At 61.0% G+C, this 25,828-nt stretch carries 22 protein-coding genes, 1 tRNA gene and 1 pseudogene; 9 read left to right on the top strand and 15 right to left on the bottom strand.

All coding sequences use genetic code 11. The features are described from left to right. Positions 1-274: 274 nt before the first annotated feature. The gene (locus tag AUL35_RS22115) at positions 275-4,063 is read left to right on the top strand and encodes a class I SAM-dependent DNA methyltransferase (RefSeq protein WP_156417950.1); all 3,789 of its coding nucleotides are present in this window, start codon (positions 275-277) and stop codon (positions 4,061-4,063) included. Between the two features lie 528 nt (positions 4,064-4,591). Here the strand turns inward: AUL35_RS22115 and AUL35_RS11425 are convergent. The 6 genes from AUL35_RS11425 to AUL35_RS11400 all read right to left on the bottom strand — a co-directional run bounded on the left by AUL35_RS11425 (position 4,592) and on the right by AUL35_RS11400 (position 11,716). Then, entirely contained in the window at positions 4,592-5,137 is a 546-nt protein-coding gene (locus tag AUL35_RS11425) for a recombinase family protein (RefSeq protein WP_062014886.1), read from the bottom strand. 338 nt (positions 5,138-5,475) lie between these two features. Further along, the gene (locus AUL35_RS11420) at positions 5,476-7,275 is read right to left on the bottom strand and encodes a UvrD-helicase domain-containing protein (RefSeq protein WP_082666273.1); all 1,800 of its coding nucleotides are present in this window, start codon (positions 7,273-7,275) and stop codon (positions 5,476-5,478) included. Then, entirely contained in the window at positions 7,272-9,320 is a 2,049-nt protein-coding gene (locus tag AUL35_RS11415; RefSeq protein WP_244493748.1) for an ATP-dependent endonuclease, read from the bottom strand. Before AUL35_RS11415 ends, AUL35_RS11420 begins: the two co-directional genes overlap by 4 nt. Positions 9,321-9,884: 564 nt before the next feature. After that, positions 9,885-10,655, bottom strand: coding sequence for a hypothetical protein (locus tag AUL35_RS11410; RefSeq protein ID WP_062014884.1), 771 nt, complete (start codon positions 10,653-10,655; stop codon positions 9,885-9,887). Between the two features lie 12 nt (positions 10,656-10,667). Continuing rightward, positions 10,668-11,117: a superinfection immunity protein gene (locus tag AUL35_RS11405; protein WP_062014882.1), complete on the bottom strand. Its 450-nt coding sequence runs from the start codon at positions 11,115-11,117 to the stop codon at positions 10,668-10,670. Continuing rightward, the gene (locus tag AUL35_RS11400; protein ID WP_062014880.1) at positions 11,114-11,716 is read right to left on the bottom strand and encodes a DUF805 domain-containing protein; all 603 of its coding nucleotides are present in this window, start codon (positions 11,714-11,716) and stop codon (positions 11,114-11,116) included. The genes AUL35_RS11405 and AUL35_RS11400 overlap by 4 nt, the downstream gene beginning before the upstream one ends. Before the next feature lie 119 nt (positions 11,717-11,835). On the opposite strand from AUL35_RS11400, the gene AUL35_RS21600 reads away from it, so the two are divergent. Continuing rightward, positions 11,836-12,129 carry a helix-turn-helix transcriptional regulator gene (locus tag AUL35_RS21600; protein WP_082666272.1) on the top strand — a complete coding sequence of 98 codons (294 nt, stop codon included), beginning with the start codon at positions 11,836-11,838 and terminating at the stop codon, positions 12,127-12,129. A gap of 13 nt (positions 12,130-12,142) precedes the next feature. Here AUL35_RS21600 and AUL35_RS22110 read toward each other — a convergent pair whose 3' ends face one another. The 7 genes from AUL35_RS22110 to AUL35_RS11375 form a co-directional block, all read right to left on the bottom strand. Beyond that, positions 12,143-12,685 carry a hypothetical protein gene (locus tag AUL35_RS22110; RefSeq protein ID WP_156417949.1) on the bottom strand — a complete coding sequence of 181 codons (543 nt, stop codon included), beginning with the start codon at positions 12,683-12,685 and terminating at the stop codon, positions 12,143-12,145. A 3-nt stretch (positions 12,686-12,688) separates the two neighbouring features. Continuing rightward, a complete protein-coding gene (locus AUL35_RS11395) occupies positions 12,689-13,030 on the bottom strand; it encodes a DUF3768 domain-containing protein (RefSeq protein WP_062014878.1) in 342 nt (113 codons plus the stop codon). A 67-nt stretch (positions 13,031-13,097) separates the two neighbouring features. Next, on the bottom strand, positions 13,098-13,814 hold the full coding sequence (locus tag AUL35_RS11390) for a hypothetical protein (protein WP_156417948.1): 717 nt from the start codon (positions 13,812-13,814) through the stop codon (positions 13,098-13,100). A 276-nt stretch (positions 13,815-14,090) separates the two neighbouring features. Continuing rightward, on the bottom strand, positions 14,091-15,083 hold the full coding sequence (locus AUL35_RS11385) for a hypothetical protein (protein ID WP_062014874.1): 993 nt from the start codon (positions 15,081-15,083) through the stop codon (positions 14,091-14,093). Between the two features lie 124 nt (positions 15,084-15,207). Continuing rightward, the gene (locus AUL35_RS22105) at positions 15,208-15,921 is read right to left on the bottom strand and encodes a hypothetical protein (RefSeq protein WP_156417947.1); all 714 of its coding nucleotides are present in this window, start codon (positions 15,919-15,921) and stop codon (positions 15,208-15,210) included. Between the two features lie 1,176 nt (positions 15,922-17,097). Next, a complete protein-coding gene (locus tag AUL35_RS11380; RefSeq protein WP_082666274.1) occupies positions 17,098-18,750 on the bottom strand; it encodes a DUF6538 domain-containing protein in 1,653 nt (550 codons plus the stop codon). 86 nt (positions 18,751-18,836) lie between these two features. Beyond that, positions 18,837-18,921, bottom strand: a tRNA-Leu gene (locus tag AUL35_RS11375). Positions 18,922-19,067: 146 nt separating this feature from the next. Between AUL35_RS11375 and AUL35_RS11370 the strand changes: the two genes are divergently transcribed. Next, a complete protein-coding gene (locus AUL35_RS11370) occupies positions 19,068-20,093 on the top strand; it encodes a complex I NDUFA9 subunit family protein (RefSeq protein WP_062014870.1) in 1,026 nt (341 codons plus the stop codon). Positions 20,094-20,261: 168 nt separating this feature from the next. Here AUL35_RS11370 and AUL35_RS11365 read toward each other — a convergent pair whose 3' ends face one another. Next, positions 20,262-21,065, bottom strand: coding sequence for an undecaprenyl-diphosphate phosphatase (locus AUL35_RS11365; RefSeq protein ID WP_062014890.1), 804 nt, complete (start codon positions 21,063-21,065; stop codon positions 20,262-20,264). Positions 21,066-21,335: 270 nt separating this feature from the next. Between AUL35_RS11365 and AUL35_RS11360 the strand changes: the two genes are divergently transcribed. The 6 genes from AUL35_RS11360 (at position 21,336) to AUL35_RS11335 (ending at position 25,549) form a co-directional block, all read left to right on the top strand. After that, on the top strand, positions 21,336-22,028 hold the full coding sequence (locus AUL35_RS11360; RefSeq protein WP_062014868.1) for a glutathione S-transferase family protein: 693 nt from the start codon (positions 21,336-21,338) through the stop codon (positions 22,026-22,028). Beyond that, entirely contained in the window at positions 22,025-22,603 is a 579-nt protein-coding gene (locus AUL35_RS11355; RefSeq protein WP_062014866.1) for a histidine phosphatase family protein, read from the top strand. Before AUL35_RS11360 ends, AUL35_RS11355 begins: the two co-directional genes overlap by 4 nt. A 54-nt stretch (positions 22,604-22,657) precedes the next feature. Then, the gene (gene queG / locus AUL35_RS11350; protein ID WP_062014864.1) at positions 22,658-23,821 is read left to right on the top strand and encodes a tRNA epoxyqueuosine(34) reductase QueG; all 1,164 of its coding nucleotides are present in this window, start codon (positions 22,658-22,660) and stop codon (positions 23,819-23,821) included. A 40-nt stretch (positions 23,822-23,861) separates the two neighbouring features. Beyond that, positions 23,862-24,071, top strand: a complete 210-nt coding sequence (locus AUL35_RS11345) for a hypothetical protein (RefSeq protein ID WP_202814274.1) — start codon at positions 23,862-23,864, stop codon at positions 24,069-24,071. Next, the gene (locus AUL35_RS11340; RefSeq protein ID WP_062014861.1) at positions 24,068-24,967 is read left to right on the top strand and encodes an SDR family oxidoreductase; all 900 of its coding nucleotides are present in this window, start codon (positions 24,068-24,070) and stop codon (positions 24,965-24,967) included. Before AUL35_RS11345 ends, AUL35_RS11340 begins: the two co-directional genes overlap by 4 nt. Positions 24,968-25,159: 192 nt before the next feature. After that, positions 25,160-25,549 carry a septal ring lytic transglycosylase RlpA family protein gene (locus tag AUL35_RS11335; RefSeq protein ID WP_062014859.1) on the top strand — a complete coding sequence of 130 codons (390 nt, stop codon included), beginning with the start codon at positions 25,160-25,162 and terminating at the stop codon, positions 25,547-25,549. A gap of 40 nt (positions 25,550-25,589) precedes the next feature. Here AUL35_RS11335 and AUL35_RS22580 read toward each other — a convergent pair. Continuing rightward, a pseudogene (locus tag AUL35_RS22580) lies at positions 25,590-25,828 on the bottom strand (RimK family alpha-L-glutamate ligase); the annotation flags it as partial.

Genomic DNA, 25,828 nt, shown 5'->3' with positions numbered 1-25,828 from the left:
GGGGGGGGGGGCTCTGACGCACGCTAACGTTCCAAAGTCGATGACAACCTACACTTCCGAAGCCAGCGTTGGAGGGAAGCTAACTATCGGATTTCAAACCGATAGTGCCGGAAGTCCGTCGGACGCTCCCGACGAAAGGTTCTACGCGCCATACCTCAATGCGAACCGGAGCTAACCTAACTCCATACACTTTCATGCTGTGGATGGGACCAGCCAAGATCGCAAATGAGACGATCGGCGGTGATTTGTTTCCGATTTCGTGGGAGAAAGGCCTATGCCGACCATCGCTTCACTCACGAAAAAAATCAGAAACATCACCGCGAACGATGCGGATGAGCCAGACCTGTATGGCTATATCCGTGACCTTCTAGTGCGTCCGACTTACGGCATCGAGGCTAAGGATAATCAGGTTGTAGTTGACTCAAAACTCGATGGTTCGCTGCGACGCCCTGATCTCGTCGTCTATCGTTCGCTCAAAGGCAAGGCACTGCGTGGTCCCGACTATGCTCTCGCAGTTTTCGAAGTTAAGAAAGGCGACCAGATAGAAAAAAATGCTCGTGCCATTTTGCGCGAGAAGCGCGCCTACGTACAGTCGGGCACAACGTGGTTTTTCTTAATTGATCAGCGCGTAGTCACTCGCATAAACACTGCGGATCGCGAAGCTTTTGGCCGCGCTCTAGAACCGCATGGGAAGCTGTCGCATGAGATCGCGCCTTCTTGGTCTTGGACCGAGCTTGCCGATCCAGAAGAATTTAAGAAATGCTTTGGCGTGCTGTCCGCAGATGCTCTGGCGCTGGAAGGCGAACTTCATAGGTTCCGGCATAACCTGACGCCATATCAGTATCTGAACGCTTCGGGCGACGGGCGATCGCAGTTCGGAGATACTGTACGAGAGGCATCAGAACAACTGCGTGAAGCTGTAGCTACAATCATTCAAACGAAGGCTATCCCCGATCTAAAGCGTGCAATTGAACGTCTTAAGCCTATGATCGCGGACTACGGTGCGCCTAAATTTGATTGGTTTGATCAGCAGCGTCCGATTTCGTTTGAGCGAATGGCTTCGCCTAAACTTCGAGCCACGCTGACGGAGGAGCTTGTTGTCGACTACGAGCGCCGCCGAGAAGATTTGATGGCGGATCTGGATCATTTGGTATACGCTCTTCGTCTTGAGCATGACCTATTCCAGCAATACGCTGAGCGGAATGGTGTCGCCAACGCCAGTCTTCTCAAGGTGGAGTCTGATAAGTCGAAGCCAAACGCTAGGCTGTTACAGTCTCTTGCCTATGAGACTGGTTCATTAATACTATCTAGAATGTTAACTATTAGGTTCTGTGAAGACTACGGGTTGTTCCGCGTGCGGTACATCTCGAACGGGGGTATCGATGTGTTCTGGCGCTTTGCAGAACATTTCGATCTCCCGATGCAGGAGCTTCTACGGCAAACATATCGGCACGCACACAACGTGTTCCGCTCAATCTTCGACGCCAACTTGCTTGATTGGGCGGTTCGACGCGACGATCCCATATTATCAGTCGCGCTTGAACGAACGGCGTTCGTTTTATCGCGATGGGATTTTCGCACTGTGCGAGGAGATATCCTCTCCGGGGTATATGATCAGTATCTTGATGTTTCTCAACGTCGACGGTTGGGTGAGGTTTACACGCGGCCAGAGGTGGCGCGTTTCATGCTTAAAGCTGCAGGCTGGTCCGGCGGTGACAATGTCCTCGATCCTGCCTGCGGCACTGGTACATTTCTAGTTGAGGCCTTGGTGCAACGGCTTGACCAGCTGAGTAAAGCGGGGGCTGTGACAGCCGAAAACGTGCGCGATGTAGTGGGCCGTTTGCATGGACTTGATATCTCATCTTTCTCGATTGCGTTAGCTCAAATTCAGGTCTTCTGGCACCTGATCGATGTTTTGCAAGGTAAGTCGGTTGATGAAATTCAATCCTTCGCGCGTTCTATTCTTCCTAGCTTGCCCTTGCACGGTGGTTGGTCGTCGCTAGATGCGATGGGGCAAATTCTTGAGGATGACCAAGAGACTAAATCATCTAAACAATTAGGTATGACATTCCGTCTTGCTTACGACGAACGCACTGCAACATTGATCCCACCTGGCTTCGAACGCGTAGCTAAGGGGTCCTACGATTTGGTAGTGATGAATCCGCCCTACGTTCGACCTGAGCGTACAGGCTCGGCTGACTACGGGTCAGTTTATAAGCAAGTGGCGTTCAAGAACACCGATACATCGATCTACTTCATATATCGAGCATTACGCCACTGGGTCAAGCCCGGCGGTCGGCTCGCATTCATCGTTCCCATTGGTATGAGCGAGGCGGCTTATGCAGGCAAGCTACGTCGCGTTCTGCAGGGATACCGTATCAAGCTGATCGCTGACTTGGAAGGATTAGGTAAAGCAACCTTCAGGGGAGTGAAGCGACCTACCATTATTGTTGTCGTTGAACATGCGCCGTCTTCACAAGAAGACAGCATAGAAATATTGCAGCTGGATCCAACCTGCCTGATAGAAGATGTAATCGACTTCGATCGAGCGACGCGGACTATTGTTAAGCGATACGAGCTCGATCGACTGGCTTACGTCCCTGCCATACTGCGTCCCGTCATTGCGACCGCAGCTGCCGAAGAAAGCCCGCAACTCCAACAGCACGAAACAAACCCGTCCGCCGATCCAGCCGAGGCCTACGGTGTCGATGGCTTGGCAAGCTCGATCTTACCATCGTCGCTCAATAACGACAGCTCGTCCACCGAACTGCCGGTGTGGGTGCAGGCCATGCGTTCGAATGACGAAGGCGCTGACGCCATGCTGACTAAATTGCGCGCTGGTGATGCCGAAGCGTTGAAAACGATGAGCGAACTACCTCGCTTAGGTGAGATCGTGCGCGTCCTATGGGTACGGCGGGACCGGGGGCGTATTATCGAGGCATTAGGCGCTCAACCTACAACCAATGCTGCAGCGTACAGACCAGAGCTTATGCTCAACTATGGAGTCAAGCTTGGAGGGGAAAAGGCGTTCCGCCAGGAAGGCGATGGCGACTGTATTGATCTTTACAAAGGACAGAACATTTTTCCGCAGGGTCTGCTAGGTGAGCCTTTAGGTCAATGGTCAACAACCGCGCTCCGTGAGACTACACGCTATATATATAGTTATAGTGATTATATATCATACGAAAAAACCTTTGCAGTTCGCGAGATATCTCAGCTGCCAACCGCTGCCGTAGTTCAAAAAGGGAATGGTTTCCAAAATACGGCAACGTTGATGGAGCTGATTGAAGAATTTCCGCTTAACGGATACTTGCTTAGTCGCGTCGTTCAATTCTACGCGGCGCGCGTTTTGCGTTCTTCGATTATTGAGGACCTTGGCTGTCATTGGTACAAGCGTACTTTGACTCTGCTCCCCTTGCCGCCGAATCGTACATCCGATCGGCTTGAGGCCCTCCGCATCGCTGGGCAGGCTGTAATGGATGCAGACAGTGATATTGCTGATCGGTATCGTCAGATAGACGCGTTGATTGCTCTCGAGCCTGACGATGCCCGCACGGTGAATAGCCTTATCTTACGAGCAGATCAGGTTGCTGACGGTATCGACTTGAATGGTGTGTCTGAAACGAAGACACCTATACTCCACATTCAAGAGTTAGGGGAGGAGATACGAACTGCAGACTTATTTTTCCGCTTGGTAGTACCAAACGCAGAGTTGCGGGCATTTATCTCATTCACTTTGATGCGCAGCGTAGAAGATAATCCGGATGCTGAGCTAGGACGTGGCGATGTACTTACGCTCTCGGTTCCCAAGAATCTCTCTGACGTCGTATCCGCGATACGATCGTTAACGGAGGATGATCTGGAGGAGAAATATCGGGAGGCGCTTGATGCGCTTGATAAGCTTGTAGCCGAGCAATGCGGAATTTCGAACGAACACCGTGATCATATGATTGCAGCGATGACAAACGATGCAATCCTATCCCAAATGAGGCCAATGATTGCTCAACGCGGGCTTCGTGTCCAACCTTACGTAGATCATAGTGAAAGCGACAGGTATGGGTGATTGGATGCGCCTACTTTGCGCCGCCTTTGTAGAGATCTAGAGCAGCTTCTGTTCATGTCGCATCCTATTCTGCAGGCTGCGGCCTGCAGCCTACAGCCCGCAGTTAGTTGGCACATCCAGCTGGTATGAAGATCGAGACGACTTCTCCGATGGCTCGCAGGGTTGCGTCAATGGTAGGCTTGAGGCGTGTAGGCAACAAGGCTTTGAGCTTGTGAAGACCTTCTCCAGCGGGCGAGAGTCGGGTGAGTAGAGCGGCAGAAGGCGCACATTCGCGCCAGCCGCTTTTAGTGATAGTATGAGCGCCTTCGTCCTGATGTGGCGATAGGTTGGCTATCAAGGTGATATCGCCCGGCTAAAGGGCGGGCATCAGCATCCTGTTGCCGTAGACCAGGAACATGGGGCACTCCGTCGCTTTATGCTAGTTGAACAGCGCGCTTCTGTTGGACGCCCGCTTTGCGGGAGGGGGCAACGGATGCGGTCTGAAAGTTTGTACTCTGCCGTCAGCGGAGTGATACGCGCCCGCGCCTACTAAAACGCACGTAGGATGCGGTACACCTGCATGCGTGAGCAACCCATCGCTTTTGCGATTGCAGCGGGGCCGTGACCTTCTGCATGCAGCGCCGCGATGTTACCCCGGTTAAGGCGTGGTTGCCCGCCCCTATACACCCCTTCCGCCTTGGCCCGTTCGATGCCGTCGCGCTGTCGCTCCTTGATGAACCGTCGCTCCATCTGCGCGACCATGCCGAGGACGGTTAGCACGATGTGACCCATCTCGCCACGCGTGGACACGTGTGGGTCGAGGACGGTAACGAACGCACCGCGCTGTTCGCACTCGTGAATGAGGTTAAGGACGTCCCGCGTATCGCGACCCAGCCGATCGAGACGCGTCACCACCAATTCGTCACCCAGCCGTAGGAACTCGATGACGGTCGCCAACTCGGCCCGTCCCTCGCGGCTGGCCCCCGACACCTTCTCGGCGCGAACGATCGCGCAACCCTCGGCCCGCAGCCGTTCGAGTTGCGTATCGAGATCCTGGTCGAGCGTGCTGACGCGGGCGTAGCCGATGCGGGCCATAGGTGTCACCTTCAGGTTTAGGCCCGAGCCGTACCAGGTCACAAATAGCGAGCGTCAACCCGGATGTTACGATGGGCGGCGATAACCACGTGACGTCACGTGCGGGTGTGCCTCGATGTGACGGTTCGGGCAGGGTAGGGCCGATTGCGGACTGGCAATTTTTCGTCCGCGAAGGGCAATAAGCTGCCTCGCGGCGAGTGTCACAACCGCTCGGCTTTAACACTCCTAGCTTTCTTCATCCGGTGAAAACCGGAATGGTCGCTTTGGGACCCGAGCCTATTATCTTGTGCGTGGGTCACTTGCGGCGGGATTGCTAAGAGCGCACCGAGCGCGGATCATCAGAAAGGTGAACGCATCGGGCCGAGCTTCACGCCCTCCTGAATTCGCTTACCTACGCACGCTTGGGGCAGCGGTAGCGGTAGGACATTCTCAGCGCCGAATAGGTGGGCCGTTGCCGCAAGCGCCTGTGGTCCGAGCGTTTGAGTTGCCAGAACGGCAAGCCGCTTCTTAGGTCGCGAAATGGCGACATAGAAGAGATTCCGCCATCGCGCGAAGCTCGCCTGCTCTTTAGCGGGGATGTTCCCCGTCTGAAGGCTTTCGAGAAATTTCGGCCAGTTGTAGTGGTTCCACCCGGCGCTGAGGATGACGAGTACATTTTCGAACTCCGCGCCCTTCACGCTGTGCTGCGTAGCGAACGGCGTGAAGCCGTTGATGAATTCCACGAGCGCGACCAGCTCGCGGTACGCCACGTTTCTGAGCTTGCGATGACGCTTGAGGGATTTGGATTCGTCCGGCGTTTCATCGGGGCCAAGACCAGCGATCTCAGCTTCGCGTTTGGCTACCCGATCCGCAAGGCGCGGCCGTAGGGTGTCTTTTAAAAAATCGATCACCTCACCGATTGTGCCATTAGCACGAAGCGCGACAAGCTGATCCAGCTGCGCCCGCCACTCGGCCTTGTCGACGGATTTTCGGATCGTAGGGAGGCCACCCATGACCTGGAACATCTCGCCATAATTACCTGCGATATAGGCTAGACAGATCGGCTCAACGGTGTCGGCAAGGAAGGCAATGGTCGCGTCTTCCTTCTTGGAGAAGGCCTCCTTGTGCTCGAAGATATTCGCGAGGTTTGGGTAGCCGCGCTCAGCCGCGATTGCGTTATGAGTGAGCATCAGGATTTTGGTTTTTGCCGGAGCCAAGTCCCATCCCTCGGCTTCCAACTGCTCCTTGAGGCTGTCGGTGAAGCTCGAGGCTAGCTCAGCGGGCAGTTCTGCCTTTCCGTTTCGTGAGTCCACCCGCTCGCCCGTGTATGCATTGCAATGGAAGAACCGCGCCTCGCCCTGCGCGGTTTCGTCATCTACGTGTTGCATTAGCTCCGGGCGGAGCTTGTTCAGCACGTTCACGATGACCGGGACGGAACGGAAATTGGAGCCCTTGGCGATCGACTCGACGTTGGGAAACTCCGCGAGCTGATAGTCCTTGCGATAAATCGTTTGCCAGTGATCCCCGAAGAGGCCGATAATAGGCCCCGTGCCGGTCGCAAAAAACTGGTCCGAGATCGCGCTCATGACGAGCGGGTCGGTGTCCTGATACTCGTCGATAAACAGCACAGGGTGCAGGCTGCTAAAAATTCTCTGAAACTTCGGATTTGCGAGCAGCGCAGCGAGATATCTCGGGATATCGTCGTGATGGAGTGTGATCTGCTTATCGTCGATGCCGAAAAAGCCGAGATTGTACTCGACCGTTTGGTTGTATATTCCCCCGGCGGCCTCGATCGCTTCCTGACGATTTTCCTGAGCGGCGACAAGATCGCGAAGCTGCTTCTGAAACGGTGAGATGAAGGACCATCCGAACCCGTGGATGGTGTTCACGAGAATGGCGGGATGTTGCTCAATCTCCTGAGCGATCTCGTTGCGAGCCACCTCGGTATAGGTGATGCACGCCACTTTCTGCCCGGCATTCATTAACGCCGTGCCCCGCTCGGCGATCAGCTTCCGGAGTGCCGCGACCAGCGAATAGGTTTTTCCCGCGCCTGCGCCAGCTTCCAGACGGAAGTCCTCTCCCGCCTCCAGACATGCTTCGAGTCTTTCCTGTGCTTGCTGGGCCGCAACAACAGCAGGCGATGGAGGCTGGGTTGTCATGCCACTGACTCCTCCGGCTCGCCGCCGGGAACTATTGGCGGCGGAGCGCCGGGTGGTGGTGGGGGTTCGGACAGCCAGATCAGCCCCTCACGGATATACCGGGGCACGTTCCAATTCTCTTCGCGGACGGCGAATTTGATCGCCTCCTCGGACTTTTTGAAATCCTGCGCGGTCTCCCACGCATTCTTGGCTGCCTCGGCATCATCGACGATCCCGAAGTCTGCGAGATTAGCGAGAATAAGCGCGTCTTCATAGCTTCTGGCGCAATGAGCCGATCCATCTTCCTGCATCTGATAGGCGAGGCGACAAAAGCCCTTTGTCTTATCGGCGGTGGTCTTCGTCATCAGGTCTTGGACGGAGATGTGAGGCTCGTCGAACCAAGCCCTGAGCGCCGAATTCGACGTACGCTCACCGTCTGCGCAAGGGCACTTTCGCCATTTAGAATCCAGGAGCCGCACTGCGTCGAGATCGGAGATGATGAGCGTCTTTAGCTCCAAGAATTCAAGAAGCGGATAGAAAACCTGCGCATGCGCGCCACCGGCCTCTATGGTCGTGATATATTGACGGCTGAGTTTGCTGCCTGCGGGTAGGTCAGCGTCCACGATCTTGGAGATGCGTGGCATCAGAATCCGTTCGGTGGCTCCTTCCACGAGGATGGCCTTATCCGCGAAATACAGGTCGCACTTTGTGAGTGTCATATATTGTTGAAGAAAGCGGCGGTCCTCGGGGCTGATTGCCTCGGCCCCGCGACGGAAATCCTTCACCTTGGTGCGGCGGACACCGGCATGCGCTGTGGGCTCGTTCAGAAAATAGCGGATCGCGTCGAACTGAGCCGCATTGGCGAGGTGTGAGGAATGAGTAGAGACGATAAACTGCACCTGCCAGACCGGTTCGCCGGGATATTTCTGTGAAAGGGTGGCGACGGCTGCATTAAGCTGGCTGATAAACACCTCCTGCATCTGCGGGTGGAGGTGCGCCTCGGGTTCCTCAATAAAAATAAGATGGGTCGCGGGCCGCATCGCGGAGCTACGATAGGCTTTGTGCAGAGCCTCCAGCTGGAGCAGGATATAGATAAGGTTGCGTGTACCAAGCCCGTTGTATCCCTCGGGCAGGTGGACGCCGTCGGCCCCGGTATAAAGGATGCGGGTGTTGTCGGTGAGAAGGCTCTCAACATCGATCGTTGTATGCGGCCGCAACTCGGTATCGTTGATGCTGGGGAAGCCGAAGGTGTTAAGCGCGGGCAGCAAGGCTTTCAGCCGCTCGTCGAAATCCCCCTGCATCGCCTGTTCGAGATCTGCGACGGATGCCTTGAGCCCTTGGGCGATCTCTTGATCATCGACTGATGCGGTTATGGTGTTGGCGGTCTTGAATAGTTTGTTTAGGAGCTTGCCGATCACGTCAGTGTCGCCACGCTTGCCGAGATCGAGCGTGCGCTGAGCCTTGACGAAGCCGGTATGGATCAACGCCGAAAGCTCGGTGGTTTTATCGAACGTGCGCCGGTTGGTGTCGTCGGTGGGATCGATCGCCAAGCAGCGGATCGCGTAAGCCTTGGGGATAGCATCACGTAGATGTCGGAGGAGACTCTCGTTCGGGTTAGCCCCCTCTTCCAGTTCGGGTAGATCGAGCAACAGTGGGACGGTGTTGAGCACGGGCGAATATTCGATCCGGGCGATGGCCGTGACGCAATCGGGATCGAGATCGATGACGAACGGCGACAGCGCGCCGAGATCGTCGGCGGCCGGATTGTAGGTAAACGTCAGCGTAAGCGCGATGACCGGCAACTCAGCGAGCACGTCCTCTGGAGCGGTGTCCCCGCCCTCTCTCAGCCCTTTCGCGGACAGAAATTTGGGCCTGATGACGGCAGCAAAATCTTCAAGGCGAAACTTACCGGCCTGCTCGCCAAGGAATCGGTCGAACACTTCTGTGAGGGAGGTCTTGCCGCTATTGTTGCGCCCGACAACAACCGTCGCGCCGGCTTCCACGGCGATCTCGATATTGTCCAGTAGACGAAAACCCTCAACGCGCACACTTGTAAGTCTGATCATGCCGCCCCCTAAGTCGCTATCACTCTATCGGCGGGTTCGCCCGTTCCAAGTGCTAGTTGGTCCGATCGCAAATTGATCACCGACAAAAGGGATTGTCGCACATAACTGAACGAGTGGCTGGCTTCGGAAGCCTCCGATGACGCTCTGAATCACCCGCTTCTTGGTCTTGGCCGGTGTCAGAACCGGTCGGTTCTGACACGAATCATGGACGTCCGGTTTTCTGGGGCTTCAAGGTTTCCCAAAGGCAGAATTTCGGTATCGGGAGTGATGGCTATGCGCTCCGATGACCGAAATGGGCGCGAAGCGGACTGTGTGTCGGACTCAGCGTGTGCCTACTCTTCGACCGATCCTTCGACTTCAATCAAATGCAATGATCGATGTGTGAACGCGTCGAGAAGCGCCTTGCCACTTCTAGGACTAAGGCAGCACCATCCTGCAGTTGATTCGGACCGTGAACCAGTGTCAGCCTACGCAATGGTAGCGAGAGAGGCACGTCCTTGTACGTTTGCCGACCTAATCAGGCTAGATATCGTTAAAAGCTGATGTTCCGAATGCTGTCGCAGGTCAGTCGGGATACTCGGTCTCGTTCGCCGTGGCGAACATGGCGTCTCCCACCCATTCGAGAAGGCGCGATGTATGTTCGGGCCGATTGACGCCCCAATCGTCGTCTCGTCCGCCGATGGCGATGTAGGTTTGAAGAGCTTGGTTGAACGCTTCTGCCGTCGCAGCCCCCCAGCGCCCATCCGGTTTAGAATGGTACGTCCCATACGAGGCCAGCAGGGCCTGCGCTTGCAGCAAGGCCGGGCCGCCCCGCGCCTGGAAATAGAGCCTGACATTCTCCAGCTCCCAGCTGGTGTCGAGTGGGCCAGCCCTGTTGGGTCCTTTTGCGATCTCCTCGCGCTGCAGGATCTCGTCCGTTGTCCTCGGGCGACCCCCTTTCTGAAGCCGCGTCAGCTCCTCTAGTAGGGCGGGATCGGGCCCCACGATGCTGATGGCCTGAGACAAGCCATACCGGATGGCGTTGGCGGACGCATCGCACTCGGCCTGGCTGGGGCCAGGCGCTATCTGGGCGGACGCCTTGTATTGGAGTAACGCCGACGACGCCAAGTGCTGAGCGACAGCCCAATCTTTGGGATAGGCTTTTGCTAGCTCGGCCTCGGCTTGCCCGAGCGATGCCCAGACAACGTCGTGGTACTCACACCATACCTTACTATCCTGGTAGGACTCGACGGCGAGCGCAATTGCGTCGATCGAGCTTTGAGCCCTGGCCCCGCCGGTGAGGGCCGCCATGCCTGACAGCTTTGCAATGAACGCCCATTGCGCGTGACGACGCATTCCATCCTCCGATCAGATCCCACGTAAGGCGGCTGCCTTCAGTTGGGCGAACTCGGCCTGGTCGATGTGGCCGGCATCGAGCAGCTGGCGCAGGCGCTCGATTTGATGCAGGGCAGCGCCCGACGACGGGGGCGTGCCTTCATGACGCCTGGCAGCCCCATGCATCGACGGCTCGACTCGCACGCGACGAATGTCGTTGGCAAACAGGTTAAGGCCCGACTCGCCGCCTCGTGAGCCGTTAGCATCGCCGGGTAGGTGAACGATGCGCAGTGCCCATACCAGCGCCACACACCAGCCGATGCCCGTGCCGCCGAGGCCGATGTTGACGGCTAGAATCAACCAGCGGTTCGGGTGGTGGCGACGGAAGGCGACGAAGCTTGGGATGGCGAAGATAAGAAGAACGACCAGCCATAGGGCGGCCATGACCCCATAGAACAGCAAGATAAAAAGTTCCTCGCTCACCGACTGGCCTCCGAGGCCATGAGTCGCGCTTTCATCGTGTCGAACTCGGCCTGTGTCAGCGTGCCGTCGGCCCGAAGTTGGGCCAGCTTCTCCAGTTGCGACACGAGATCATCGGTCATGGCAGGGGTACGCGCTGTTGCTACCCGTGGTGCCGGCTCTGAACGCGGCGTCGGCACGACACTGAAGGACGGCTCGCGCCGTCGCTTGGGCGCTCCTGCCTGGGCTTGGCCGGGTGCCCCATCCATCGGGTTCGCAGGCTCAGGCCCGAACCTGTTCGGGCCGACGGTGCCTTTGAAGGCGGCGGGGATCAGCATGACGAAGCCGACAAGGGGAACGAGGCCGATCAGCGCCCACCACCCGCTGGCGTCAGTGTCGTGCAGGCGTCGGGCGAGCACGCAGATGTAGGGGACGAGGTGCGCCAGCACGAAGAGCAGGTAGAGAAAACTCGGCCAGACCGACTGCCCAGGACCTGGGTCGAGAAGGGCGTTCAGGATGATGCCGAGAATGCTCGTGACGAGGAAGAACCCCCAGAACTCGGCGATGTGGGCGCGGCCTTGAACCTGCCCATACGAGCGCATCGCCGCGAGGTAGCCCTGCATCAGTTCGTTCTCCCTGTAAGCCTATGCCGCTGCCCTATGCTCGGAACGCTGGCAATTAAACCGCTATTGTTATCGTATAGGATATCGACCCCAACTCGCAACGCGAATGCCTTGCCGGCATGGATGGGCGAGTACGACTGGCATGGAATATTCGGCGGCTGCGGGGGGCGCGTGGAATGACGCAGGAGGCGCTTGCGTTGGAGGCGGAGGTCGCCAAGCCATACCTCAGCCGAATTGAACAAGGTAAGGTGAACCCAACGATCGATATTATGGACCGCTTGGCAGTCGCCTTTGGCGTGACGGTCAACGAGTTGCTGCAAGCGCCTGATGTTGGCAGTGAACTTCCTGAGCAGATGCGCCCTGGTCGTAAGCCGAACCCTATCGAGAACGAAAAGCGACCCAAACGAAGTTGATCACAAACTGACCTTAGGGCGAACATGGGCTGATTTTTGCTTCAGGTTGCCCATTGCTCTGCATCGCTGTGCAGTGATTCAGTTGCGCCAGCACGCGAGCTCGTGAGCGTAGTGTCTCGATCGCTGCATCAGGCTCGGCGACGCCGGCCGCCTGCGTTTCCCGCAAAGTGGCCTCGACTTGCCTGCTCAACGCCGTCAGTCCTAGGTGCGCATGTTCGCGCTCGAACGCCTCGGCATGGTGAGCCGTTGTGAACGTGCACCAGCGCGCATACAGCGCGGTTTGCCGGGCGAGGCGGCTTCTGGTGTCGATCAGGCGATATGCGCCGTAGCGGCGTGCCTGAAGCTGCTCTAGGGCGTCACGCCCAACCACGGTCCGTTGCCCGTCGAGGTCATCGAGCGATGCCCATTCGAGGGGCGCGCGTGCCTTCTCGACCCCGAGCGCAAATATTGGAATGTGGCGCACGTCCGGTACGGCCAACAAGACACGGTGGGGAAACCGAGCGGCGAGCGACGCGAAAGCGTTCAACGCGTTGGCGGGCGGCTCGTGAGCCGGCACCGTTCAGTACTCCTCCGGCAGCATCAACGTCATGATGCGATGGGTGACGGCCGGGTCGGCGGGGTCAGGTGAGTGCCAGCGCATGTCGAGATCGTAAGCCTCAACCTTGAACCACACCGTTTGCCCTTCGATCACGACCGACCCGAACTCATGCTCATCGAAAGGGTCGTTGTGCGCGCCGAAGTCATCAAACGCAGCGACGGCACGTAGGGTCGCGGCGACGGCAGCTGCGCCCAGGGCTCGCACACCGGGTGTCGTGACGATCGTACCGCCCGTCTGCTGCTGGCGAAGCTGATCGTTGAGGGTGCGCACGCGGTCGCGGGTGGTGACGACCAAGGTCTGCATGGAAACCTCATATCAATAGAAGGGGGAGGGGGCGTGCCCGAGCCACGATTGCTCGGGCACCAGCCGGTTAGGTGCGAGTGGCGGGCTCGCTGGCCTCGGCCGGAGGGTCGACCTCACGAGAAGGGTGCATCAGGCCGATCTCGGCACGCTGGCGGGTGAAGGGCGTTTCATTCGGCCAGTCGCAAAAGCGCAGGGTGAAGCGGTCGCTCGCCTCGACGCCGATGACCTGGCATTCGTACCATTCGGTATGCTTGGGGGCGATCGCGGCCAGCACGATCGCGCCAACCTGAACGTCGGCCCAATGTGTTGGCTGTGGGACCTGCGCAAAGCCGGTGATGGCGGTGGGCTTGTGCTGGGCGGCAGTGGACATGGTGGTCTCCGAAGCGGCTGGGGCTGTGGCGGGCGAATTTAAGGAGGCGTCGGCTGAGGGGCCTGCTGCGGACTTCAGGGCCAAAAGCTCGGCGTAAAGACCGGCCTTGACGAACGGCACAAAACCCTTGCCCGACGCGAACAGCCGGCCTTTCGGCACCCTGGCCGCCAGCGACCGGTCGGCGTCGGTCGTGACCGACAGCGTGCTCATTCCCATCAGCGCGGCGGCCTTCCGGGCGAGCGTCGCCTCGCTGGCATCAAAGGCCGAGGCATGGGGCTTGCCGGTATCGTCGAGGCCGAACACGATAACAGCAGGCGGCGACGCAGAAGCCGGTGCAGGGGATACGGGCGTCTGCGAAGGGGGCGGCGACGAAGCAGCAAGCGTCACCGCACGCTGAGACGATGCGGCGTTCACGAGCGCCTCCCGCAAACGAAGAAGGAGGCCAGAGGCCCCCTTCGTGAACGAACAGCGATGATTGAAACGGGCTTTGATCGGCCCGCTTGATAGGTTGGCATAGGAAGCTCCCGGTTGGCCGACGATGTATCGGCGCAATGCGAACCTCACCATCATACTAGGATTATATTCCTATGTCAATGACTTCGATTGCCCATCGCGAGCCCATCTCGAATTTCGAATGAGCGCCTGCCTCTTCACATGACTCAGCCGCGCCAACTTCAGCCTACGCAAACTTTAGCCGTGCAAGGCGACCCGATCGCAATCGGTAAAAACGGGGCAAGCTACGTTCCTGCATCGGTCGCGGTCGTCAATGCGAACCCCGTTGCATAGGTTGATCTCCTGCGTGGAGCACAAGCGATACATGGCGAACTGAACGAAGCGCGGGAAGCAGGCGGGAAAGTCGGCATTGAACTGGCGCGCGTCGACACGCTTTGCCAAGCCACGAATGAGATCGCTGCAGCCCCCTGGCGCATAGCACCTTGGGCCGTAGGCATGATCGGCGTCGAAGCGACGGAGAACCCCGGTGCGGTGCAGGTGATTGTGGAGAAGGCTGTCGACAACGACCATGCCGGCTCCTGTCGTGATCCATCGTTCGCGGTTTGGGTCGCTAGCCAGCAGCAGGTCGGCCAGCGCCATCGACCAAACCTTGTCTCCTATCCCGTAGATGCCTCGCAGCCGGCTGAGGAGGGCTGCGCCCATGCGTACCGCTCGATCGGGTGCGTCGAGCCCTGGGTCGGCGTCAGCGAGCCGCTGATCGATCCATCCGATCAGGTCGCCATCGCACAGATCGCGAACGAAAAAGAACAGGGCGTAGGCGGCTTGGATCAGTGAGCCCTTGCGTGTCGGATGGTGGGGCAGGGGGCAGTTCGTCAAATGTCCTGGTTCGGCGCAGGCATATGACGCCTTCCGATACCCGCACTCGTTGAACGACCAGAAGCTTCGTAAGCGAGGGCAGGACGGGTTTGGCCGCAACGAGTCGGCTATGTCGCCCCATCCGACAAGGCCATGTTTAGCGGTGAAGGCAGCTGCATTGCGGTCGGAGATACCCTGAAATTGCGAAACTGCGATCAGCCAATCGACCAGGAACGGCGTGTCCCGACGTGCGACTGCAGTCGTGACGCCGTCAGCGATCAATATTTCTTCGATCGCCGAAATATAGTCAGTGGGCGCTAGCAAAAGTGAAGGCAGTGCCACGCGCAATAAAAATTCCGCTGCGGTGATGTCCATCCAAAAAAACCCGAATGCTTCGTTCGGTTTTTATAATTCGCGGCTAATAGTAGACGTCAATCGCAGACAATGTGGTTGGAAGGGGTCGAATCAAAATATCTTAACGTCGACTCCTTCCTTTCCATTAGCGACAGCGAGTTTTGCCTGTGAAGTATCGTTCTGAGCCCATGCGACCGCCACTAATCAGGCGTTCTTCCTCTCGTTTGAAAGGACGCAGGGATTCTTCGCGAACCTTTCGCAGAATGGACTTCCCTTCTCCACCGGCAATGGCTAGCTGATCAAGGTACCGTCCCTCAAGAAAAGTGCAAACCCTGGCGAGTTCACCCGGTCGTAACGCGCCTTTCTTTTGTTTAAAGAAGCCTGTCGGCCGCTTTTCTAGCTCACCGGTTTCGGAATCAAAACTATCTTCTTTGAAAGCATACACACGGTACGCGCTTCGAGGTGCTTTTAGAGCATATAGAAGCTTAGCGGTTAGTTTCCTCCTAGGAATTTCAGCTGCCAACGCTGGAACTACGCCAGGGAAGATCGTCCTCGTCGATGCGTTTATCTCATCTATACGTTTCCCAACGAGATCGGATGTTTTGCTCCAGCCAGTCCCATGAAAATGCCATGATACTGAACCTCGCCCACTGCCTCTTTTCAGATTTGTATAGTAGGCTAACTCTAGGCTGCCGATAAAATCGATGCCATGAAGGACTTGCTGGACCCAAGCTTGCAACGATCGCTGGTCGAAGTTCGCTGCTTCGCTTTCTGGTAGGACGTAACGTTCCGAGATTAGGGTGATCCAATAAAAGGAAACATCATGCGTCGGAGCCAAAGACTGGACATGCCGTGTCATGACCTCAGCGAAGCCGAGGCGTGCAAGCCTGTTGTTTGCATGCAGGTAGATTGCCGCCCTAGGCTCGAGTTCGTTTCGAACAGTTCGGCTTAGGGAAACCGATCCTTTCCTGGCGTCGATGAGGTACTGACGTAGCCGTACGCCGTCTGAAAGCGTTGCTCGCTTGAAGGTCTCCCAATTCGTTATCGGCTTTCGCCTAGTGCGAAGGGGGGGTGATGCCGTCGTAAGGCGTCGATTTGGCATGATGGGGCGATTTCGTACCATTTTGGGGGCCACCGGTTTCATTTACGGCCCTTTCGACGGTGCGAAGTGTGTAACAATGGGGCTCGACTGACGGGTTTTGCGATAGATCCGAAATCGAACTCCAACTGGACGCCTACGGTATACCTAGCTTTGGGTGCGGATAGGATAGGCGTCATATCTTCTCGAGGAGACGCGACTCTTCTGGCCATGTCGCTTGAGGGGGCTAGCTTCTCGCGCAACCGTGCCGGTGTTGTAGCCGGCGTGCGAAAACGCGGTGCGTTTTCTGGCAATGTGACGCGCGGCCGGTGTCTCAAGGTCGAGCTAGTATGGCTGCGCTGGGAATTGCGTACGCCTTCAGCGCGATCATCAATCGAACGTGTCGAAAGGCGATTTGATCGGGGGGGTGCCTGCTGATCGCGCGCCAGGGACCGTTCAGTATCGGAAGTTCTGACTGGGCGAAGACACGATGCGTTTTCAGGCAATGTAATACGCGACCTCGGTTGTGAGGTCGAGCCAGCGTGGTCGCGCCGGGCGGCACGTGCGCTTTCTGCGCGATCATCAATCGAAGCTGTCGAAGCCTGAGTTGATCGAGTTTCTGTTGGTTGAGAGCGAGTTGCGCGTCGCTCACGGCGCGAGACGAGATGTTTCATTGCCTTCTTGCTCCGGTGCGGATTGGTGTGGACCGATCCAACACAGACAGACGAGGAAGGAAGGCATGAAAAGGCCAGCCAAATCCCTCGCACATTTGCGATGGATCGGTGCGGCCTCTGCGACGTAAGTCGCCGGGGGAACATGACCTTTAATCAGCTGCGATCATAGCTGAGGTCACTGTTACTTGTAGTCCCAGTTTGGGAGGTCCTCGTAGCGCCGTTAAGATTGCGCGTCGCCACGCCATCGTCAAGAAGGTCGTCAATTAAAATGCCTCTTCAGGCATCAGTGACGTGTGGCGACGTTCATTTGTGGTAGCTTCGCGATCTCTTGAGCCATCGTACGAAGGGTCACGTGACCATACGAGTCGGATACCGACCGAGGGGCGTGACCTTGGATAGCATCGAGAACCCGGGGAGGAATGCCGACCTCCATCCCAACGGTTTTGAATCGGTGTCGCCAGCCATGAAACGGCGCGACGTTTGGGTCGGTGACAACCGTCCGCACGAAGGCCGATAGGCGGTTCTTCAAACCCTGCAACGGCCCGAGCACATCGCCTTCCTTGCCGACCGTGATGAATAGGTGGCCCTTGGGTGCTTGCTCGATGAACGTCGGAAACCCGAGCTGCTCCAGCTGGTGGTGCAGAACTACCATTCTGGCTTCATTCGTTTTGACGGTGCCAGCCTCAGGGGTGATGCGAACGACCCAATGGCCGTCACTTTGCGTGACGTCCTCCTTGCGAAGCTGAGCGATTTCACCCAAGCGTGCGCCGGTGAAGGCACAGAGCCATGGCACCCACCTCTTGGCCGCGCTCGTCCGTGCGTTCTCCCGGCCTGGCTCGAAGGTCGACGCAGCCTGCAGAATGGCGATGGCCTCGGCGTCGGTGAACCCCTTATCGCGGAGCTTGCGTGGCTTGCCGAGCCTGATTGTGACGTTGGCCGCAGGGTTCTCAGCCATCCTGCCGTTGACGACGGCCCATTCGAACACCGCTTTCAACGCGGTCAGGTCGGAGTCTTTGACGGTCTTAGCGGACGGAACTCGGCCTGTGCGCGCCGACGGCGTCACGAGGCGGTGGTCCTTAAAGGCGATCACGTCCGCCTTGCCGACCTGGGTCGCGTCGTCGTGGCCAAGGAACTTGATCAACGTCGCGAACGAGTTGCGATAGCTCTCATGGGTGCTGGGCTTGCGCCCCGTCGCCTTCGCTTCCTGCCACCAGTCATCGACCAGGCCGCTCAGCGACATGCTGGGTTGCCCTTTGGCGACCCTTGAACTGCCGCCTGTCGCGCCAACGCTATTCGGCGTCGCCGTGTGGGTCAAAGCGGTTGGCGACGGCCTGTGGCCCCGCGCAGCATAGTCGCCGCGCGCTTCCTGCTCCAGAACCAAGCTCGCTCGCTGAACGGCCGCCCCGATGGCGCGGGCCATCGCGTCCCGACCGTCGTTCGACGTGACGAGGCCCTTGTTGGCGAGAAACGACGTTGCCTGTTCCCGGCACCAACGCTCCAAACTCGCATGTCGAAGAAACTGCACAGAGGTGAGCGCGTAGCCATCAACCGGAGCGGTCACCCAATCAGGCACCGGGTCGGCGTTGACCGCGTCCCGTGACCAAAGCCGCGCCCCGACCTGGGTGTCCCAAAATGTCTGCTGGCTTGGGTTCTGTTCATGCTTGCCCAGCCAGTCGTCGTAGAATGGCTCGGCCAACTCGTGGGCTTCCCGCTCCGTCAGGGTGCGGGGGCCCGCCCTGAGGTTAGCCCAGTAGGCGTCATGCTCCAAACGAAGCTGAGCATGCCGTAGCCGGGCTTCGCCTGGGTCCTTGGTTTCGAGGCTACGGGTGACTTCCTTGCGCCCGACGGCGGCCACCAAGTCGGCCGGCACCCGCATTCGGAACCAGTAGACTCCGGTTCGGGGGTGCTTCTGCGGACGGCTCATCGCAAGGACCATGTGTAGCACCCCTGTGTAGCACTGGGGCGACGCTAAACCTATGATCCTGCTGATTTTCTTTGCGGGTCAACCCGTTACGGGGTTGTTGGTGCCCAGGAAAGGACTCGAACCTTCACGCCTCGCGGCACACGGACCTGAACCGTGCGCGTCTACCAATTCCGCCACCTGGGCACGGGGGGTTCTCTACGGGCGGGGTCGGGCCGTGTCAATGGCGCTTTCCCGGAAATCAGCCGGCGCGGCTTTTCCGCTCGTGCGATTGCCGCTAAAGCCTGCCGCCACATCATACCCGCCGGTACGCAACGCGGAAGAGAAGAGCCATGGCGATCGATACGAAACAGCTGGTCACCGTGTTCGGAGGCTCCGGCTTCCTCGGCCGTTACGTCGTCCATGCGCTCGCCAAGCGCGGACATCGGATCCGCGTCGCCTGCCGCCGGCCGGATCTTGCCTATCACCTTCAGATCGCCGGCAACCTCGGGCAGATCCAGGCCGTGCAGGCGAACCTGCGCTTTCCCTGGTCGGTGGAGCGCGCGCTGGAGGGGGCGGACTTCGCCGTCAACCTCGTCGGCATCCTCACGGAGGCCGGCGACCAGAGCTTCAGCGCGCTTCAGGCCGAAGGCGCCGGCCTGATCGCGCAAGGGGCCGCCAAGCGCGGCATCGGCATGGTGCAGATGTCGGCCATCGGCGCCGACGCCGACTCGCCGTCCGAGTATGCGCGCACCAAGGCCGACGGCGAGCGCCGTGTCCTCGAGGCGGTGCCGCAAGCGGTGATCCTGCGCCCCTCGATCGTGTTCGGCGCCGAGGATCAGTTCTTCAACCGCTTCGCCAACATGGCGCGCTTCTCGCCGGTGCTCCCGCTGCTGGGCGGCGGTCACACGCGCTTCCAGCCGGTCTTCGTCAACGATGTGGCGCTGGCCGTCGCCGATGCGGTGGAGGGCAAGGTGCCCGGCGGCCGGATCTACGAGCTCGGCGGGCCCGAGGCCGTGAGCTTCCGCGCCATGATGGAGGAGATGCTGCGCGTCATCGAGCGCCGCCGGCGCTTCGTGAACATTCCCTTCGGCCTCGCCGCCAAGCTGGCCGACTGGACGAGCTTCATGCCCGGCGCTCCGCTGACGCCCGATCAGGTGACGCAGCTCCAGATCGACAACGTCGTGTCCGATCGGGCCGTCGCCGAGAAGCGCACCTTCGAGGCCTTCGGCATCCGCCCGCGCACGCTCGAGGCGGTCCTTCCCACCTATCTCGTGCGCTTCCGCCCGCAAGGCCAGTTCACCAAGCCCCAACCCCACGACGACCGCCCGGCCGAGGACGAGACGCTGCCCGGCGACGACCGCTCCGCCAAGGCCTGAGCGGCAACGAGGGCTCCGCCTCTCGGTCTCTTGGAGATGATGAGGCCCGGCTGCCTGTTTTCGGCTGTGACATGCAAAAGGGGGACCCGGCGGGTCCCCCTTTTGCATGTCGAGACACAAGGATTTGCCCAAGGGGGGGGCGATCGCTCCGCTCCCCCTCCACCTGCCTCATCGATAGGCCAGGAGCAGGCCGATGCCGATCGCGCCCACGACGATGCGCCACCAGGCAAAGGGGGCGAAGCCGTAGCGCGAGACGAAGTTCAGGAGCGAGCGCACGACCAGGAGCGCCGAGAGGAAGGCGGCCATGAAGCCGATCGCGATCACGGTGAGGTCGTCGCTCGACAGGAACTGGTAGTTCTTGAGGAGGTCGTAGGCGAAGGCGCCGGCCATGGTGGGAATGGCGAGAAAGAAGGAGAATTCCGCCGCCGAGCGCTTGTCGGTTCCCAGAAGCAGCGAGCCGGCGATGGTCGCGCCCGAGCGCGAGGTGCCAGGGATCATCGCCAGGCACTGGAACAGGCCGATCTTGAAGCAGAGCGACAGCGGATAGTCCTCGACGTCGCGGAAGCGCGGCACGAGCGGCAGGCGGTCGATCACCAGAAGCGCGATGCCGCCGATCACCAGCGCGACGCAGATCGTCATGGGCGACTCGAGGAGCACGGTCTTGATGAAGTCGTGCGCGATCGCGCCGATCACGGCCGCCGGCAGGAAGGCGAGCAGGATGCCGCCCACGAAGCGGCGCGACTTGGGGCTGGTGGGCAGCGTGACGGCCAGGTGCCACAGGCGCCCGAAATAGACCGAGAGCACCGCCAGGACCGCGCCGAGCTGGATCAGGATCGGAAAGGTGTTGCCGGTCGAACGGAAGCCCAGAAGCTCGCTTGCCAGGATGAGATGGCCGGTCGAGGAGACGGGGATGAACTCCGTCAGGCCCTCGAGAATGCCGAGGATCAGCGCGTCCAGATAGGGCATGTCCATGGTCTCCATTCGGTCCGGCGCGCCTCGAGGGAGGGGAGGGAAGAGGCGCGCGGCCGTGAAACGGGCGCGGTCGTCATAGGGGCTGAAGCTTTCGCGCGCCAGTCCGTGCCCGCGATCTGGCGCTTGCGCATTCGCGCAGATCGGCTATCTCCCAACCCTGTCCGGCGGCCACGTCGCCCGGGTCCCTTCGCCGATCCGCCGGCGGCGGCCTGCCCTTGCGCCGGCCTCGACCGGCGCGAGGCGTCGAACGATGAGAGTTCTCCCGCCTTCATGCTCACGCTCCATCACCACCCCATGTCCGCCGCCTCGCGCTTCGTGCGGCTGGTTCTCGGCGAATACGGCGAGCGGGTCGAACTGGTGGAGGAGCGACCCTGGCAGCGAAGGCAGGAGTTCCTGGCGCTGAACCCGGCCGCGACGCTGCCGGTCCTGATCGAGGACAACGGGCCGGCGATCGTGGGCGGAACCGTGGCGGCCGAGTATCTCGACGAGACGCGCGGCGCCTTCCAGCGCGAGCGGCGCCTGCTCGCCGAGAAGCCGGGCGAGCGTGCCGAGATCCGGCGACTGACCGAGTGGTTCCTCGGCAAGATGGACGGCGAGGTGACGCGCTATCTCGTGCGCGAGCGCGTGTTCAAGCTCGAGATGCGCGCCAACGAGGGGGGCGGGCCGCCCGATGCCTCGGCGATCCGCGCCGCGCGGCTCAACCTCAAGAACCACATGCGCTACGTCGGATGGCTGGCGGAAAGCCGCAACTGGCTGTCGGGAACGCGCCTGTCCTATGCGGACCTAGCGGCGGCTGCGGCCGTGTCGATCCTCGATTATCTCGGCGAGGTCGCCTGGGACGAGGAGCCGCTCGCCAAGGAATGGTACATGCGGATGAAGTCGCGACCCTCGTTCCGGCCGTTCCTCGCCGAGCGCGTGCGCGGCATCCCGCCCGTCGCCCATTACGGCGAACTCGACTTTTGACGGCCGGACGGCTCGTCTTCGTCACCCATCCCCAGGTCGTAATCGACCCGGCCGTGCCGGTGGAAGACTGGAGCCTGTCGGCGCGCGGTCGCGAGCGCATGGACCTCTTCGCGCGCGAGGGCGACTGGAGCCGCCTCGTGGAGGTCTGGTCGAGCCGCGAGCCCAAGGCGCGCGAGGGGGCCGAGATCCTGGCCACCCGGCATGGCCTCGGCGTCCGCGAGCGCGAGGACCTCGGCGAGAACGACCGGCGGGCGACGGGCTTCCTGCCGCCGGACGAGTTTCAGCGCACGGCCGACCTCTTCTTCGCCCACCCCGAGACGAGCGTTCGCGGCTGGGAGCGGGCGGTGGACGCGCAGGCGCGCGTGCGCCGCGCCGTGGAGGCCATTCTCGCCGGGGCGCCCGAGGGCGACGTCGCGGTGGTGGCCCGTGGCGGGGTCGGAACGCTGCTTCTCCTCTCGGTCCTGGGCGAGCCGATCAGCCGCAGCGCCGACCAGCCCTTCGAGGGCCACGCCTGGGCGATGGATCGCGCGAGCGGACGCGTGCTGCACCGCTGGCGCGAGATCGCGCCACGCTGACGGGGAAACGCGAGCCGGTTGGCAGGGAGGCCGCCCGGCTCTAGAAAACCCGCGATGGCCGACCCCTTGAGCCCCGCGGCCCTGCGCCGCTTCCTCGACACGGATGCCCGGCGCCTCGGCTTCGACGCGGTGGGCGTCGCGCGGGCAGGCGAGAACGCGGCGGCGGCGGCCCATCTCGACGCCTTCGTCGAGGCGGGTTTCCACGGCACGATGGGCTGGCTTCCCGAGACCGCCGGGCGCCGCCGCTCGGTCGGCTCGCTCTGGCCCGAGGCGCGGAGCGTGATCGTGCTCGGCCTGAACTACGGACCGGACGAAGACCCCTTGGCTGTCAACGCCATGGCGGACCGGGGCGCGATCTCCGTCTATGCCCGCCACCGCGACTACCACGACGTCGTCAAGGGCAAGCTCAAGGAACTCGCCGGCCGCCTCCTCGCGCGGGCGGGAACGCGGGCCGACGGCACGCCGCACGAGGTCAAGGTCTTCGTCGACACGGCGCCCCTGATGGAGAAGCCGCTCGGAGAGGCGGCCGGGCTCGGCTGGCAGGGCAAGCACACCAACCTCGTGTCGCGTCGCCACGGCTCCTGGCTGTTTCTCGGCTCCATCCTGACCACGCTGGAACTCGAGCCCGACGCGCCGGGCACGGACAGTTGCGGCTCCTGCCGCCGCTGCCAGGACGCCTGCCCGACGGAGGCCTTCCCGGAACCCTACCGGCTCGATGCGCGGCGCTGCATCTCGTATCTGACGATCGAGACGCGTCACATCGTGCCCCGCGAACTGCGGCCCCGCATCGGCAACCGCGTCTACGGCTGCGACGACTGTCTCGCCGTTTGTCCCTGGAACAAGTTCGCCTCGACGGCACGCGAGGCGAAGCTGCGGGCGCGCGACGACCTGAGGGCGCCGAGGCTTACGGATCTCCTCGCTCTCGACGACGCGACCTTCCGAGCGCTCTTTTCCGGCTCGCCGATCAAGCGGATCGGCCGGGACAAGTTCGTCTCGAACTGCCTGATCGCCGCCGGCAACTCGGGTGACCCGGCGCTTCTGGCGCCTGTCCGCGAGCGGCTCGGCGACGAGGCTCCGCTGGTCCGGGCGATGGCGGTCTGGGCGCTTGCGCGCCTCGCGCCGGCCGAAGCCTTGGCAGGCCGGCCGGACGCACTCCATAACGAGGCGGACGACCTCGTGCGGAGCGAATGGGATGCGATCGATCGGCAGGACGCCTGAGGGGCGGGAACAGGGGGCCGAGCGTCGAAGCGCCGAGGCCGTGGGTGTGCGGGCCACGGGTGCGTCGGCGGTCGGGGCTTCGGCACTCGGTGCCCTGTCGGTCGGCGCTCTCGCGCTGGGCGCGGTCGCGATCGGCAGCCTGGCGATCGGAGCGCTGAGCGTCGGGCGCGCGCGCATCCGCCGTCTGCGGATCGACGAGCTCGAGGTCGGCCGCATCCGCTTCCTCGACGAGCCGGCGGATCATCGATGAACGGGGCTTCGCACGGCGACGCGCGCTTCTTCGTCTTCGGCGCGGGCTACTCGGCCTCGGCCTTTCTGGAGGGGCTGGAGCCCGCGCGGATCGAAGGGGCGACGACCCGTTCCGCCGAGAAGGCCGCCGGCTTCGCGCGCCATGGCTGGCCGGGCTTCGTGTTCGACGGGGAGGAGCCGGGGGAGGGGATCGCGCAGGCCTTGGCGCGCACCACGCACCTCGTCGTCTCGATCGCGCCCGGCGAGCGTGGCGATCCGGTGCTGCGGTGCTACCGGGAGACGATCCTCCACGCGATGCCGCGGCTTGCCTGGATCGGCTACCTGTCGACCGTCGGCGTGTACGGCGACCACGGCGGGGCCTGGGTGGACGAGACGACGCCGCCGCGACCCGTCTCGCGCCGCTCGCGCGAGCGGCTGGAGGCCGAGGAGGCCTGGACCGCTCTGGCCGAGGCGCGGGGCATGCCGCTTGCGATCCTGCGCCTGTCGGGCATCTACGGGCCGGGCCGCAACAGCTTCGTGAACCTTCGCACGGGACGCGCCAAGCGGCTGGTCAAGCCGGGCCAGGTGTTCAACCGCATCCACGTCGCCGACATCGCGGGCGTGCTGCGCCTTCTGTCCGAGCGATGTCTCGGAGGGACCTTCAACGTCACCGACGACGAACCCGCGCCGCCGCAGGACGTCGTGCTCCATGCGGCGCGGATGATCGACGTCGAGCCGCCACCGGAGCAGGATTTCGAGACGGCGGAGCTGACTCCGATGGCACGATCTTTCTACGGAGAGAACAAAAAGGTCTCCAATCGGCGCATTCGTTCGCTTGGATACGAATTTTTTTTCCCAACGTTTCGTGAAGGTCTCGCGGCGCTCATGCCCTGTGACAGAGGCGATCGAGGCCTTTAGCGATTTCGCCATATATCAGGCGGAAATAGAGCGTGATGGAACCGTCACGGTTTCGCCCCATCCCGCCGGCACCCCGACCCCGTCGAACGGCGGGGGCCACGAGGGGAAAGGGCGAATGAACTCAAGGGGTTCGTTCATTCTTCGTTAAGGCTCGGTTCCCGGTCCGGCGGTAACAGGACAGGTTCCGAAGAGTTGAACGCATTCACGATCGCGGCGGCTGCCGTCGTATTCACCGGCCTTGCGGCCCATTCCGGGTCCGCCGAGGCTGCTGGCGGCAAGACGACCTGCGGTCGCGCGTCCTGGTACGCGCTGACCTCGCGCACCGCTTCGGGCGAGCGCATGAACCCCATGGCGATGACCGCCGCCCACAAGACCCTGCCGCTCGGCTCCAAAGTCAAGGTCACCAACCTCAACAACAACCGGTCCGTCGTCGTGCGGATCAACGATCGCGGCCCCTTCGTGAAGGGTCGGATGATCGACCTCTCCAAGGGCGCGGCCGGCAAGCTCGGCTTCGTCGGCGCCGGTCATGCCCGCGTCCAGATCGAGCCGGCCGACGGCTCGGGCACCGGCGACTGCGCCTGATCCCTGCCCGAGGATCGGTGTCCCCAGGCCCCGATCCTCGCTAGCGCTCCACGCGCTCGACGAACCAGCGCGTCAGCCGCGTCCAGACCTCGTCGCGCTCGGCCACGTCCTCCACGCCGTGCTCGAGGTTGGGGTTGTCGTTGACCTCGATCAGGAAGACGCCGTTGTCGGTTTCCTTGAGGTCCACCCCGTAGAGCCCGTCGCCGATCATCTTGGCGGCCCGCAGCCCCGTGTCGAGCACGGCGGGCGGCGCGTCGGCGAGCGCGAAGGCGGTGAAGC

The sequence above is a fragment of the Aureimonas sp. AU4 genome, from assembly GCF_001463765.1.
Taxonomy (GTDB): domain Bacteria; phylum Pseudomonadota; class Alphaproteobacteria; order Rhizobiales; family Rhizobiaceae; genus Aureimonas.
Note: the sequence above shows the minus strand (reverse complement) of the source record. Positions and strands in the feature narration are given on the sequence as shown.